Below are 14,738 nucleotides of genomic sequence, written 5' to 3' on the forward strand. Positions count from 1 at the left end.
AAGTATGGAATTTAACGCAATTTTAGAAACCACAAAAGACACCGCTAAAATTATTTTATCCGGCGAACTTAAAGCTTCTACAGCACCAATATTTAAAACAGAAGTTGAGAAAGCTGCTGCAACTAATCCCCAAAAACTAGTCATTTTTATGAATGATTTAAGCTATATGGCTAGTGCTGGTTTGCGAGTACTAATTTTTGCCAAACAAAAGATGGGAGCTAACGTTGATATTTATATAATTAGTCCCCAAGAAATGGTGATGGATACGATCAAGAAAACAGGTTTCCATCACAGTGTAGAGGTTATGGATGAATATGACATTGATAAAGCAGAAGCGTAAAGTTACATGGAATCAATAATAGTATCTGGTGACTTAGAATCTTTAGACGCAATATCCGACTATGTAACTACAGCAGCTAAAAAAATCAATTTAGATAGCAAAAGTAGTTATAAATTGCGTTTAGCTGTGGATGAAATTGCAACTAATATTGTTATTCACGGCTATGAAGCAGCAGGAATTCAAGGGCATATAAAATGTCAAGCAGAATTTAGCAAAGAAAGTTTGAGTATTTCTCTTGAAGATTCAGGAATGCAATATGACGCAACCCAAAAATCACAACCAGATGATTTATATAAACCTTTAGAAGAACGACATATAGGCGGTTTAGGAATATATTTAGCAATTAATGGAGTTGATAAATATATTTACGAACGTCATGGAGATGTGAATCGTAATATTTTTATCGTAAATACTAAATAAATCTTCCCTCTCCTTAATAAGGAGAGGGATTAAGGGTGAGGTTCCGAAGGGGAATAGGAAACCGAAAATATGTCATTAAAGCTTTTTAAAATCAGGAAATCGCGTCTATCTTTTCTTGTTGTATCTGTTGCTTTTATCAGCATTTTGATAATTGAGGGGATTCTGCTTATTCCTTCAATGATTAGAAGAGAAAAACAGCTTTTGAATCAAGTTGAAGAAATAACAGAAGGAAAAGTTTCCGTACTTACACAAATTTCTGTTCCTAGTGGAATTGAAGAAAGCGACGAAGAAATTTACGAACAATTATCTAATTTAGTTAAACTCAAAGAAATTAAGATTACTGACGAACTCAAACATATAATAGTTGGAGGTTCGTTTTATACTTCTAATGGAAAATTGATTGGAAGCTTTGGAGAAAAACCCCAACTTTCTTTTTTAGACTTTAAAGAAAATCCAAATAAAAGCTTTCGTAGCCAAGATGGTACAAGGTACGATGCAGGTTGGACAGCACAACAGATGGGAAGAGAGACTTTCCTAATTATTCGTCATGATACTTCTTCCCTACAGCCAGAATTAAACGCTTATATTTTACGCATTGGTGGTTTAGTCGTACTAATTTCTATGTTTGTTACCGGTGGTGTATGGATTGCATTAGAACCAATCGTAATCCGTCCTATTCTTTGCTTGAGAAATGATTTAATCAAAGCAGGTGAAGCAATTAGTCAAGATAAGCCATCGCCAGATTTTGCTTCGGCTTCAATAAAGCGTAAAGATGAACTAGGAGATGTAATTACTGCTTTTGATACGATGTATCATCAAATTAGTTCGGCTTATTTACAAAGAAAACGTGCTGAAGCAGCTTTACAAGTTAGTTTAACCGAAGTTGAAAATTATTCACAAGCCCTTAATAATGAGTTAGAAAAAGGGCGAGAAATGCAGCTTAATTTTTTGCCTGCTGACGAGAGAATTAAATGTTTTGCTGATGAATATAATTGGGAAATTGCTTCTTTTTTCCAACCGGCTCGACAAGTAGCTGGAGACTTTTACGATATATTTGAATTAAATAACGGTAGTGTCGGATTTGTAATTGCCGATGTATGCGATAAAGGAGTAGGAGCAGCACTTTTCATGGCTCTCTTCCGCAGCTTAATTCGTATTTTTTCCGCTCAAATTCAATTACGTGGACAAGCTAAATCAATATTAGAACAATACTTACCTCAAGAAGGGTGGATTGGTAAATCTTCATTAACTAATTTAGCTCATCTGAATTCATTACAAGCCGTTTGTTTAACTAATGAATATGTGGCGAAATTACACGGCGAACTAGGTATGTTTGCTACTTTATTTTTTGGAGTATTAGAACCAGATACCGGGCTTTTAACATATATTAATGCCGGACACGAACCTTTATTTATAATTTCCTCCGATGGTAAAATAATCCATAAGCTTGAATCAACTGCACCTGCCGTCGGAATGTTGCCAAATATCAATTTCCCCATCAATCAAATTTACTTACAGCCAGGAGAAATTTTACTTGGTTATACAGATGGTGTAACAGAAGCTCGTGATTGCAATGGTAAATTCTTCACCGATAAACAGCTTATTTCTTTGTTAGAGCAGCCAATTGATTCTGCGAAAGAGTTATTAAATAAAATTACTACTGCTATAAAAGAGCATACTGGTAATTCCGAGCAATTTGACGATATTACTATATTAGCTTTACAGCGGAAAACTGAGTAATGTTCTCTTCGCTACTCTTTCTTTTCACCCTGCGATTTTTAGTAAGTTAAGTATTAGTTGCTTGTTTTAATAAATGTGCTAGGTTTTCTCCCACACCCAACGGAGGTTGAAAACCCCCGTCTAATAGCAAAAGTCCTATAAATAGGACTGAAAATAGCCATCAAATTTAAGGTTGACTATAAATTTACTGTTCCGATAGCGGTAGAGATAGTCATTAATTTTGAGATAAATTGAAATATAAGTAGAAAAATAAATTCAACTGTAATTATTATTGAAGTGAGGCTCAAAACTGATTGAGCTTCTATTCCCGGATTTAAACCTAAGAATAAGGGAATCCATGATAAAGCAAGATAAGCCGCCACAAAACTAGTTGTCACTTCAAAGCCGTAAATATAGGAAAGCAGAAATACTGTCATAGTCGGAATAGTTAATAACCAGCTTACGGCAACGTATAAATCTGCTTGTTTAATAATTGTTAGCAGCCAAATTATAGTTACAGTCGTAATTACAGTAATTGTTCCGATAACTGTTCCGATGAGGGATGGGTTAAATTCCATTTTACAGATGATACATATTAAGGGATTGCTTAAAATTATTTTTGAGGCTAATTTAATTAAAAAAATGAAAATCCAATCTCTTCATTTAGAATATTTCAAAAAGTTTCGCAAGCTAAATTTAGACTTTACCGATTCAGAAACAGGTTTAGCCAAGGATTTAATCGTAATCTTGAGTATGAATGGTTTTGCTAAGACAAGTATTCTACAAGCAATTGCAGCGACTTTAGGCACAGCTACCGGAAGATTGCACCAAATTTCCGAGGTCTTATATTATTTATGTTTGATGCTACTGGCAACAAGCGTTTACAACCAAAAACTGGCGAAAGTCATCTTTTATTTACTTATGAAAAACAATCTGATGGTAGTAGAAGTTGGTGTAATTTAGGTTGGTATAATGACGAATGGGGTCAATGGGAAGATATGTAAAAACATAAAATAGTTTCACCAGGAGTATTGGCAAAAACTTAAGCTTGTATCGCTCCATTTGAGAAGTTTTCAGAAAAGACTTAACATAAAAACTGAAATATTCCTTGCAGCTTTTCAAATAAAGGGATTAGTAACAAAATAAATAAACTTCGTGACACAAGACAAGATATTAGATAAAATCAAACATCATAAATCAAAAAACTTCCACTTCAACCAATTTCTGCCAGCAAAAGACTCCAAAACCAATAAAAATAAAACCAATTAAATATAAAGCTGTATCCAAATTATAGGTATCTGTTATCCATCCAACGACTGGAGCGATCGCAACAAAACCCAAGCGGAACATAAAGCTATTTATAGAAAGTGCTGTAGCTCTAATTGATGAGGGAAGATTTTGGTTAATACAGTTTAATACTAACGGACTACGAACACCTCGACTAAAGTAAATCAAAGCAATAAATATAATTCCCCATACTTGATTTATCAAACCCAGAAATATATAAGATAAACCTAATAATATAACTAAACCCAAAAATACTTTCTTTGTACCAAAAATATTCTCAATCGATGTTGCTTTAAAGGAAGCAAAGCTCAGTATAAAATGAAATGCTGCCCAAGCAAATCCAAAGCTAGAAACTGCTAAACCGCGACTTTGCATATCCGCTTGAGATAGCCAAACAGCTAGAAAGGTAGCTATTCCAAAATTTGCTGAAAATAAAATCAACCATTTGACTTTTTTATTCACCAACAATGATAAACGGATTGCTTCCCAGATTTCCCGATGGTTGATTGCTTGTCTAGTATTTTTATTATTCCCGGCTTGAGAGGGATTAATTGAAGATTGATGTAAATTTGGTTCAACTAAAGTTAAAGCAATCAAGAAATACAACAATATACAAATCGTTTGTAAGTAAAAAGGATAAACCAAATTGATTGCAGCTACTAAACCCCCTACCAAACCACAAATTGCTTCTGAAACTCCCGCAATCGCTCCGAGTCTTCCTTCTATATGACGATAACTTTGCTCCTGGTTTATCTCAACTAAACTATCGAATCCCAAAGCTGTATTTGCACCAGATATAAGACTACCAGCAATACCCGATAAAATTTCCGCGATCGCAAATGCTGTAAAACCAGTTTGAAAGCAGTAAAACAATAATCCCAATGTCCAAACTAATCCCCCTGAAACTAAGCAAGCTTTTCTACCAAAAATATCTGCAAAGTAACCAGAAGGTATTTCAAATATAAATATTGATAGCGATAAAATCGTTTTTAACAGCAAAGACTCCTCAAACGATAAACCATTATTTTCATAAAAAAGAATAATCACCGGAATTGGAAACCAAGCAAACTCCAATCCTTTTAATATGTAAAGCTTCCATATATTAGACTTGATTGAATTAACGGTTTGGAGATTTACACCCATATTTTTGTTTATTGCTTTTATTTTTATCGAAATTATCTATAATGCCTCTCCCTTACTCTTCCTCCGCGCTCTTCGCGCTCTCTGCGGTTTTTTAAATCATCTCTACCAGCAACGGAATAGTTACCACCCAAAAAAACAAGAGACGTTGCAGTGCAACGTCTCTACATTATTAATTATTCAATCTTACCGTACTATCGAATTCTTATTTCACAGTCCCTAAAACCGGAACAACTTCCGCTTTCGCAATTTCAGGTGTCACATTTCCTCTTGCATAAACACCAGGATTACTTTCAGCTATTTGAGCATAAGATTCTCTAACTTGAGCATTCACAGCTACCGTTTTTGCATCATATATCCCCATCGCAGCTTTAGGATAAAACCCAATTCCGATAATCAACACTAAGAAACAAGCGGCAATAAATACTTCCCGAGCGCTGGCATCTCTATAAACTGATTCACCTGGTAAAACGCAATCGGTACCGAAACAAGCTGTACCTTCTGCTTCTAAATTCTCAAATTTCTTATTATCAATGTCGCAAACAACTTTCCCTTCCCCGTAAAATACCTGTTTCAATAAATCAAGCAAATAAATCGGAGTTAAGATAATCCCTACCGAAGCTAAGAAAACCGTCACGATACAGAAAGTTGAGCTATAAATATCGCTGGTGGAAACACCAATTAATACAGAAAGCTCGCTGATAAATCCGCTCATTCCCGGAAGCGCTAAAGAAGCCATTGCTCCAATCGTAGATAATGCGAATACTTTCGGCATTACTTGTCCAATTCCACCCATTTCATCCATCTTCATTGTATGGGTTCTATCGTAAGTTACCCCAGCCAAGAAGAATAATACCGATGCAATCAAACCGTGGGAAATCATCTGTAACATTGCTCCGTTAATTCCCAAATCTGTAAACGAAGCGATTCCTAACAGTACAAATCCCATGTGAGAAACTGACGAGTAAGCCAAACGTCGCTTCATATGAGTTTGAGCAAAGGAATTTAGGGCACCGTAAATTATATTAATTACTCCCAGGGTGGCTAAAACTGGTGCAAAGTAAATGTGTGCTTCGGTGAGCAATTCTAAATTAAGTCTAATTAATCCATATCCACCCATTTTCAACAACACACCAGCCAAAACCATTGATACGGGAGTCGAAGCTTCACCGTGAGCATCTGGCAACCATGTATGCAAGGGGAAGATTGCTAACTTAACGCCGAATGCAATTAGTAATCCTGCATAAAGCAGCAACTCGAAACCTAACGAATAATCCTTCGTTGCCAAAGCTGCGATATCAAAAGTTACATTATCGCCACCATACAAAGCCATTGCGATCGCGGCAACTAAAATAAATATAGAAGCGGCTGCGGTGTAGAGTATGAACTTAGTTGCTGCATAACGTCGGTTTTTACCGCCCCAAATATTGACCAGTAAATATACGGGAACTAGTTCAACTTCCCACATAATAAAGAACAACATTAAATCCTGGGCAACAAATACCCCAATCTGTGCTGAATACAGCACCAACATTAAAAAGTAGAATAGATGCGACCTGCGGTCAACTTGCCATGCCGAAAACATAGCCAGCGTCGTCACAAAACCCGCTAATAACACCAAAGGCACAGACAAACCATCGACGGAAACAGCCCAGTTGAAACCCAACTGAGGTACCCAAGCATAACTCTCCGCTAGTTGAAAACTTGCACTGCTTGCATCGTAATTCCGCCAAAAGGCAAAGCACATCATTAAAAAATCTGCCATCCCTACTCCGGTGGCATACCATCTCACGCGATTACCACTTTTACTCGGTATAAACGGAATGAACGCAGAAGCAACAAGTGGAAATAAAACTATCGCGGTTAGCCAAGGAAAATGTTCCGCCATGATTATCAATAGTAAGAAATACTTATTTTATTATTAGCTGTATTTTACTAAACTTTGTAACGTTTTTTTAATAAATTTTTCTATGGGGTAATCATAGAGGGATGGCAAGGAGAGGGGAAACGTCTTTATTCATTAGAATTTCCGACAAGAATATGTTCTCGTCATTCCCCTGGTTTATTATCGAAATATTTGATTTTCAAAAGCCACTCATTTTTAACTGAGAATTGTTTACAAAAGTTTACACAAAAAATTATCAAAAATAATTTTTACGTTTATGTGTTTCTTGAAAGAGCAAAAAAACACATAATTTTAGTTAATAAAAATTTAATCTTTAAATGTCTTTTAGTTAATTTATCAAGAAATAATTTAACTATCATAGGTATAAAGAGCTATCAAGAAAAGTTGCAGTACATAAAATAAAACGGAATAAAGCTACAGTCAGCGGGTTTTTCGCTTACCCAAAACATCTAACCCGTAATTCAAATAATAATTTTGTAGTAGAAAGCTGAAGAGTATTTATACGACCATCATTAATTCAAAACTGTAAAACTAAAAAAATTAATGAAGGCTTTGTTCGGGGTGTAGAAACAGTATCCACACTCATCAAAAAAGGAGAAAATAATGATTCAATTCCGAACTATTAATGGTTCTGATAATCATCCAGAGAATTTAGGTGAAGCAGGTTCGTTATTAAGAAGACTGCTCAAACCAGCTTATGAAGATGGGTTCAATTTACCCAGAGGTATTACCGAAAGCCAGCCTGGTAATCCTTTTATTGGGCCATCGCAACTTCCTAACCCCCGTAAAATTAGTAATGCAATTTCTGCACAAACTAAATCCGTACCAAATTCAATCGATGCTAGCGACTGGATTTGGCAGTGGGGTCAGTTTCTCGACCACGATTTAGATTTGAATGAAGGAGGTAATGAAGCGTTTTTTATTCCGGTGGATGCTGACGATCCAATTGCAGATAATCTTCCCCGCTTGGGTGTTGCTCAATCGCAATTAAACGTAAACGTAAATGCTAGGCAAGCTTCAGCATCTGCACTACAACCTTCAGGATTGATTCTTCCCTTCCTAGGCAATACCGCACCTGAAAATTTACCAGCAGTTGATAGCCTTGTTTCTAATGCCGAAGTTAGAGAAGAAAACGCAGAAGTTGGAATTGCTCAGTTAGAATCCCCCAGCCAGCGTCAAGCAGGTACTCCATTTATTCCCTTAACTCGAATTACCGCCGCTCCCGGTACCGGAATAGAAGGAAAACCCCGGCAGCAGGTGAATCTAATTACTTCTTTTATTGATGGTTCCCAGGTATATGGCTCCGAAAAAGACCGAGCAGATTTTTTAAGAGCTAATAGTAGTGGGGAGTTAAAAAGCCAGAATATCAATGGTGAGGAACTACTACCGTTTAATACAGCTAATCCTCCCTTCCCTAATGGAAATCCGTTAGGATTGCCACAAGAAGAATTGTTTATAGCTGGCGATCCAAGGGCTAACGAACAAGTTGGATTAACTGCCGCTCATACCTTATTTGTTAGAGAACATAATTCTATAGCTGAAGATATAGCTCGTAGAATCGCAGCTGGAGACTCTGACATTTTAAATTTGTTAGAGCATTCGGGATTATCGAAAAACGATTTTATCTATGAATCGGCTCGTAAAGTAATCGGCGCTCAAATTCAGCAAATTACTTATAACGATTATCTGCCACTGTTAATTGGTAAGAATTTAGTCGAAAATTATTCTGGCTACAAGCCAAATGTTGACCCTAGAATTAGTCAAGAATTTGCCAACGTCAGTTTTCGTTTGGGACATTCTCAACTTTCTCCAGAATTGCGCCGCGTTAATCCCGACGGTACTTCCGCCGGAACTATTCCGTTAGGAGAAGCCTTTTTTACGCCAGACAAAATTATTAATAACGGTGCCGATTCTCTGCTGGCTGGTTTAACTACCCAACAATCCCAAGCAGTTGATAACTTGGTAGTAGATGGCGTGCGAAACTTCTTGTTTGGAGTTGGTACCGATGCTCCGGCAACCGGAGGATTTGATTTAGCAGCAGTGAATATTCAAAGGGGGAGAGATGTAGGTCTTCCGAGCTATAACGATGCTCGTAGGGCATTGGGATTGCGACCTGCGACAGCTTTTTTAACAACCGATAGACGGCAAGGGATTACATCAGATCCAGAAGTTGCAGCTAGATTTGCATCAATTTATGATTCTGTAGAACAAGTTGATTTTTGGATTGGTGGAATATCCGAAGACCCCGTAAATGGTGGTTTAGTTGGCGAACTATTTAGTAAAGTTCTGATCGACCAATTTACTAGACTTAGAGACGGCGATCGCTTCTTTTATTTGAATCAACTTGAGGATTTATTAGTTCTCGATCCAGATTTACAAACCACGACGCTCTCGGACATTATTAGTCGCAATACAGACCCGGATTACATAATTCAAGAAAACGCTTTTATCGTTCCTAACCTTAGTATTGATGACGCAAATAGTTCCAAGGAAGGATTGTTAGAGTTTGTAGTTAACTTATCAGATGTCAGCAGTTCTATTGTGACGGTAGACTTTGAAACTATTGACGGTACCGCTACAAAGGGAGAAGATTACGCTGAAAGTAAAGGTACTTTAACTTTTAATCCCGGTGAAACCAGTAAAACAATCACCGTAAATCTTCTGAATAGTTCTGTATTAGAAGATAACGAAACCGTTTTAGTTAAGATAGATAATGCTAGCAACCAGAATATCGAAGATAACTTAGCTGTATCCAAACCGATTGTAAATCGTGAAATTAAGGGTACTGACTTTAACGATTATTTAAAGGGTACTTTTGGTAACGATTTAATTGAAGGTTTGAGCGGTAACGACAAAATTTTCGGTAGATTTGGCAACGATTATCTCGATGGCGGAGAAGGTGACGATAAAATCAACGGTGATTCCAATTTTGGTAGAAGAAGCCAGCTAAATCGCAAGAGTTTTTCTACCGAGTTAAGTAACAATGACATCCGTCAAAATCGCTTTAGCCGATTGGATAGCAATGATACTCAACTTGGTGGAAATGGTAACGATACCCTTAACGGCGGCTTCGGTAAAGACACTCAACTCGGTGGAGACGGTAACGATGTTCTGAATGGGGATTTTAAGTTTGGTGGATTTAGTAGAAATAGTTATCGTCAAAATAGACAAATTGAATCAAACAACCTCTCAAATTTAGTTAGCAAACCTAAAAATATTGAATTTGGTTCTGGTTTTCTTAATAGCGATGATGTCCAAATTGGCGGAAACGGCAATGATACCCTTAACGGTGGCTTCGGTGACGATGAATTAACCGGTGTCGGCAATCAATTTGGTATGGGTGAAATTGATAACTTAACCGGGGGATTCGGAAGAGATACTTTTAGTTTAGGAGATAAAAACAACGTCTTCTACCAAGGGAAAGGAATCTTTGACTACGCCTTAATTACAGATTTCCGAGCTAGTCAGGATACTATCGTGCTAAAAGGTGAAGCATCCGATTACGTATTGGGAGCCATTGACAATAGTGAATTACCCAGAGGAACAGGTTTATATTTTGATGCCAATAAATCTGGAGATTTTACAGTTGGAGTTGATGATTTGATTGCTGTGGTAACTCAAAAGATATCTAACTTTGAGCAAGGATTTAGTTTCGTTTGATTTAACCTCACCCCGCCCTTACGGGCACCCCTCTCCTTGTTAAGGGAGAGGGGGTAGTTTTAACTCGTTCCCAGCTTCCAAGCTGGGAATGCAATTCATAGAGGCTCTGCCTCTTGTTAAAACTGATGCAAAAATTTATTATTATGATTTTTAATCAAACAACTATCTTTACTTTTCTTCATATTTTGTCACAATATAGATATTAGCCATATATCCAACTTATATAAATCAAGTTAAAATTCTATGTCTTCCTCAACCAGTACGATAAACAATTCCAACCAAAATTTTAATCAAACTTGGGAAATCAAACTGCTTTACGACGGTGAATGTCCCCTTTGTTTGCGAGAAGTTAATTTTTTGCAAAAGAAAGATGCTGGGAGAGGAAAAGTTGCATTTGTAGATATTGCAGCAGACGATTATAACCCCGAAGAAAATGCTGGCATTGATTTTGAGACGGCGATGGGAAGAATTCATGGCATATTAGCCGATGGTACGGTAATTAAAAACGTTGAAGTGTTCCGGAGAGTGTACGAAACTTTAGGGATGGGTTGGGTTTACGCAATTACCAAGCTGCCGATTTTGGGAGCGATCGCCAACTTTATTTACGGTATTTGGGCGGATTTACGTTTAAAATTGACGGGAAGACCAAATTTAGAAACTGTGATTAAACAACGCCAGGAAAAACTTGGTTGTGATGAAGAAGGGCGTTGTCGGGTGGATTGATATCAAATTGGTAATTGGTAATTGGTAATTGGTAATGGGGCTAGCAACTGTTAGCTAATTTCTACCCAAAGCTGGACAAAACTACCGGAATGTCCATATAATCGTCTGTAGTAATAATGGTAGTTACTATGGACAGAATTCAAAGCGAGATGACAGTCAGTATTGGGGAGGCGGCTGAAAAACTAGGAGTCTCGGTTAAGACGATTAGAAGATGGTCGGATGCAGGAAGACTGGGTTGTGAACGAACACCTAGCGGGCATCGTAGGTATTATATCTCGGACATTTTGCGCTTGAGCGTCAAACCCGAGAGAGAAGAGCGCAAAACAATCGTATATGGTCGCGTTTCAAGTCATGACCAAAAAGAAGATTTGGTACGACAAATAGAAGTTTTATCTCAGTTGTGCGTCGCAAAAGGTTGGGGATACGAAGTTATACAGGACTTAGGTAGTGGGTTGAACTACAAGAAAAAAGGCTTGAAAAAACTTCTAAAATTAATATTGACGAATCAAGTTGAAAGGCTTGTTCTTACCCACAAAGACAGGTTGTTGAGATTTGGCTCCGAGCTTGTTTTTGCGATGTGTGATGAGTTTCAAACCGAAGTAGTCATCATCAACAAAACTAAAGAAGACAGTACTTTCGAGGCAGAGCTAGTTAGGGACATGATAGAGCTTGTCACAGTATTTTCCGCTAGGCTTTACGGTTCTAGAAGTAGGAAGAATCAAAAACTTGTAGATAATATGGTCAAATCTGTACAAGAAAGCTTAACATAAATTTAAGCCAAGGATTGAGTAAAGGGAGCTTTGGGGATATTATATGAATAGGTCGAACAAACACAGGAGTTTCAAATGGGTATTAAGACATTCACCGCAGAGCTACAAAAACCTTTGGTTCCCTTTGCTATTAAATACTCCAAAAAGCACAAAGCTACCAGAAACAGAGCTATGAGGCTTGTTACTGGAGATTTATCCAAAACTAAACAAAACCAAGAGTTACAAAAATTGGGCTATAACAAGCGTCAGGCGAACTCTCTACTGATAGATATAGAAGGTAAAATTGGTTCTGCTAAGGAATGCCGTGAAGCTCATATTGAAACTCTAGAAGGAAAAATAAAATCTGCTGAAGAACAAATAACTGAATGGGAAGAAAAGCTAGGTAAATTAGAGTACGCTTGTTGTGGTGTTCGTCGTAACCAGTTTAAATCTAGACAGCACGAATTGAGGTTTAAAATCCATCACAAGCGTCGCTATGTTTTAGCCCAAAAAAGAAAACTGGAAAAGCTCAGAGAAGCCCCAATACAAGTAAACTTTGGTACTGAGTACAATTTTTCTTTAGTTGGCAGCCAAGGAGAATCTAATGGTAATCAGATATGCCAATACGACTCTAAAAAGAAGTCTTTAAAGATTCGTGTCCCTGCGGAGTTTGAATCCGAGTTTGGGAAGTATGTTTCCGCTAACCTTGAGTTTGCTTACGGGCAGGATTGTATTGAAGCGGCTTTAATGCGTCGTTCTGTTAACCGTAAAAATCTAGAGACAATTCCTGCGGGTAAAGGTGAATCCCTTTCTTGGAGAATTTTCTTTAAAAACAATCGTTGGTATATAGCGGTTTCTATAGAAGTCACAGAAGTGCCTTTACAGTCCAAACCAGTTAGATATGGCTGTATCGGAGTTGATTTGAATCCCGGCGTTGTTGGTTGGTGTTACGTCGATTTTAACGGTAATCCCGTAGCCAAAGGTCAGATAAAGCTTAACTTACATTCTCGTCGTTCCGGGCAGGTAAAAGCTGAGCTTTCTGATGCAATAAAACAATTAATCCTACTAGCTCAGTTATACGGATGCGCGATAGTTATTGAAAACCTTTCTTTCTCTGCTAAAAAGAAGCGCATGAGAGAAGAAGGTCGTAGGTACTCTAGAATGCTCAACTTCTTTGCTTACTCTACATTTAATGAGGTTTTACAATCACAAGCCAGAAAGGGTATCCAAGTAATTAAAGTTAATTCTGCTTACTCTTCATTGATCGGATTAACTAAATTTATGTCCCTGTACGGTATGAGTTCTGATACCGCCGCAGGACTAGTCTTAGCTCGTAGAGCTATGAGACTTAGCGAATCTGTACCTACCCATTTCGCTCTCCCGGCTGTGATGGTCGTTGGTAGACACGTATGGAGTTCATGGTACAGAATTAATAAGTCGCTCGGTTCGGTTCGCCGACACGAGTTCTTTAACCAACAGACGTTAACAGCGTACCTCAGCCATTACTCTACAAGCGGAAAGCTTGTGGAGGTGGGTAAATCAGAAGTGATTCCGGTTGAGGAACCCAGTGAGAATCTGGGCTGTAATCCCGAACTAGTCGTTAAGGTCGGGTGATGTTGTACAGATATATCCAGATTTGGGTACATTTGTCCATCTTTTAAGTAACGGTAATAGAAAACTGTTGATACCCCAGTTATGCCCTAATTAATTAGCCAAAACCGATATATTTATTCCCCAACAATTTTTATTAGATAATTATCAAATATTCTCCATCGCAAAGTTAATTTTTAGCTTTGCTAAATTGAGTAATCAATTATATTTATCTAATTTAATTTAATTACACGCGAAAATCATTGAGAGATGTATAATTATACTCCTTCTTAAATAAGATGAAATTACAACTTCATGTTGTGATTCAGTAAAGCTCTATTTTTGAATTAATATTTTGTAATCCTTTTATTTACACGAATATAGGGTATGTATTATCCTTTTAAAAAAGAATAGCTAAATTAAGTTAAATCACTCATCCTAAATTCAATAATTACGATAATCTCCTTATAAATGAACCCCAATTGTTAAATAGCATACTTGAATTGAATTTAACTAATATATAAGATTCGATAAAGAGGTGAATATAAAGACAATCTTAATTTTGTTTCGATTTGATTTCTAGACAAAATTAATTATCTCTTATATGAAGTCCGGTTAATTACTTACTATATGGCTCAGAACAAAAAAAATGTTTTTACCCATTACCCATTACCAGTTCTCACTGAGATGATAACTGTTTAACCGGACATGATATTATTCAGCACCTCATCGTTTATAAACGTTATTGCTTATCAATATTAACGAGATTAATTAATATTAGTCAATCTGTTTAATTATGAGAGGTTAAGAACTTATACTCGTTCTCTAAAACATTTACATTAAGAGTCTATTAGCTCAAATTCGCGAGTTAATGGTAAAAACAAAATTTCTTTGTTATTTACTTACTTCCAATCAGGTATTTTACATTTATAGACTACTAGCAAAATCTTTCGCAGGGCTGAAATCTTACTAGCATATACAGCGGTATTCACTTTAATAGAATACAGAATTAACCTTACCCCGTTATACTGCTTTTTTCCTATCACGCTGAGTTTATATAGATTCCCTCCGAATATATCGCATCTAAAAGTGTATGGGAAAGATTAAAAAAATATTCTACCCCCTCCCCATGCTTACCCGCCAAAATTAATCGGACAGACCACTAATAATTCGTTTAGGTTTAATTAATTCCCAGGGATATAAC

The 14,738-nt window shown here is 36.9% G+C and carries 11 protein-coding genes; 8 read left to right on the plus strand and 3 right to left on the minus strand.

The window, feature by feature from the left end:
- Nucleotides 1-4 precede the first annotated feature (4 nt).
- The 3 genes from RIV7116_RS23215 (at nucleotide 5) to RIV7116_RS23225 (ending at nucleotide 2,500) form a co-directional block, all read left to right on the plus strand.
- On the plus strand, nucleotides 5-340 hold the full coding sequence (locus RIV7116_RS23215) for an anti-sigma factor antagonist (protein WP_015120764.1): 336 nt from the start codon (nucleotides 5-7) through the stop codon (nucleotides 338-340).
- Between the two features lie 6 nt (nucleotides 341-346).
- Entirely contained in the window at nucleotides 347-760 is a 414-nt protein-coding gene (locus RIV7116_RS23220; RefSeq protein ID WP_015120765.1) for an ATP-binding protein, read from the plus strand.
- Nucleotides 761-829: 69 nt separating this feature from the next.
- Entirely contained in the window at nucleotides 830-2,500 is a 1,671-nt protein-coding gene (locus tag RIV7116_RS23225; protein WP_015120766.1) for a PP2C family protein-serine/threonine phosphatase, read from the plus strand.
- A gap of 176 nt (nucleotides 2,501-2,676) precedes the next feature.
- Here the strand turns inward: RIV7116_RS23225 and RIV7116_RS23230 are convergent, their stop codons facing one another.
- On the minus strand, nucleotides 2,677-3,057 hold the full coding sequence (locus tag RIV7116_RS23230; RefSeq protein WP_015120767.1) for a hypothetical protein: 381 nt from the start codon (nucleotides 3,055-3,057) through the stop codon (nucleotides 2,677-2,679).
- Nucleotides 3,058-3,121: 64 nt separating this feature from the next.
- Here RIV7116_RS23230 and RIV7116_RS35990 point away from each other — a divergent pair, with 64 nt between their 5' ends.
- On the plus strand, nucleotides 3,122-3,442 hold the full coding sequence (locus tag RIV7116_RS35990; RefSeq protein ID WP_157229315.1) for an AAA family ATPase: 321 nt from the start codon (nucleotides 3,122-3,124) through the stop codon (nucleotides 3,440-3,442).
- 234 nt (nucleotides 3,443-3,676) lie between these two features.
- Here RIV7116_RS35990 and RIV7116_RS23240 read toward each other — a convergent pair whose 3' ends face one another.
- Nucleotides 3,677-4,909, minus strand: coding sequence for an MFS transporter (locus tag RIV7116_RS23240; RefSeq protein ID WP_015120769.1), 1,233 nt, complete (start codon nucleotides 4,907-4,909; stop codon nucleotides 3,677-3,679).
- Nucleotides 4,910-5,111: 202 nt separating this feature from the next.
- On the minus strand, nucleotides 5,112-6,797 hold the full coding sequence (locus tag RIV7116_RS23245; protein ID WP_044292233.1) for an NAD(P)H-quinone oxidoreductase subunit 4: 1,686 nt from the start codon (nucleotides 6,795-6,797) through the stop codon (nucleotides 5,112-5,114).
- Nucleotides 6,798-7,415: 618 nt separating this feature from the next.
- On the opposite strand from RIV7116_RS23245, the gene RIV7116_RS34120 reads away from it, so the two are divergent.
- The 4 genes from RIV7116_RS34120 (at nucleotide 7,416) to RIV7116_RS23265 (ending at nucleotide 13,558) form a co-directional block, all read left to right on the plus strand.
- The gene (locus tag RIV7116_RS34120; protein WP_015120771.1) at nucleotides 7,416-10,472 is read left to right on the plus strand and encodes a peroxidase family protein; all 3,057 of its coding nucleotides are present in this window, start codon (nucleotides 7,416-7,418) and stop codon (nucleotides 10,470-10,472) included.
- 243 nt (nucleotides 10,473-10,715) lie between these two features.
- On the plus strand, nucleotides 10,716-11,195 hold the full coding sequence (locus RIV7116_RS23255; RefSeq protein ID WP_015120772.1) for a thiol-disulfide oxidoreductase DCC family protein: 480 nt from the start codon (nucleotides 10,716-10,718) through the stop codon (nucleotides 11,193-11,195).
- Between the two features lie 128 nt (nucleotides 11,196-11,323).
- Nucleotides 11,324-11,965 carry an IS607 family transposase gene (locus RIV7116_RS23260; protein ID WP_063721487.1) on the plus strand — a complete coding sequence of 214 codons (642 nt, stop codon included), beginning with the start codon at nucleotides 11,324-11,326 and terminating at the stop codon, nucleotides 11,963-11,965.
- A 75-nt stretch (nucleotides 11,966-12,040) separates the two neighbouring features.
- Complete coding sequence (locus RIV7116_RS23265) at nucleotides 12,041-13,558, plus strand: IS200/IS605 family accessory protein TnpB-related protein (RefSeq protein ID WP_015120774.1); 1,518 nt, start codon at nucleotides 12,041-12,043, stop codon at nucleotides 13,556-13,558.
- Nucleotides 13,559-14,738: the final 1,180 nt, after the last annotated feature.

The sequence above is a fragment of the Rivularia sp. PCC 7116 genome (genome assembly GCF_000316665.1).
GTDB lineage: Bacteria > Cyanobacteriota > Cyanobacteriia > Cyanobacteriales > Nostocaceae > Rivularia.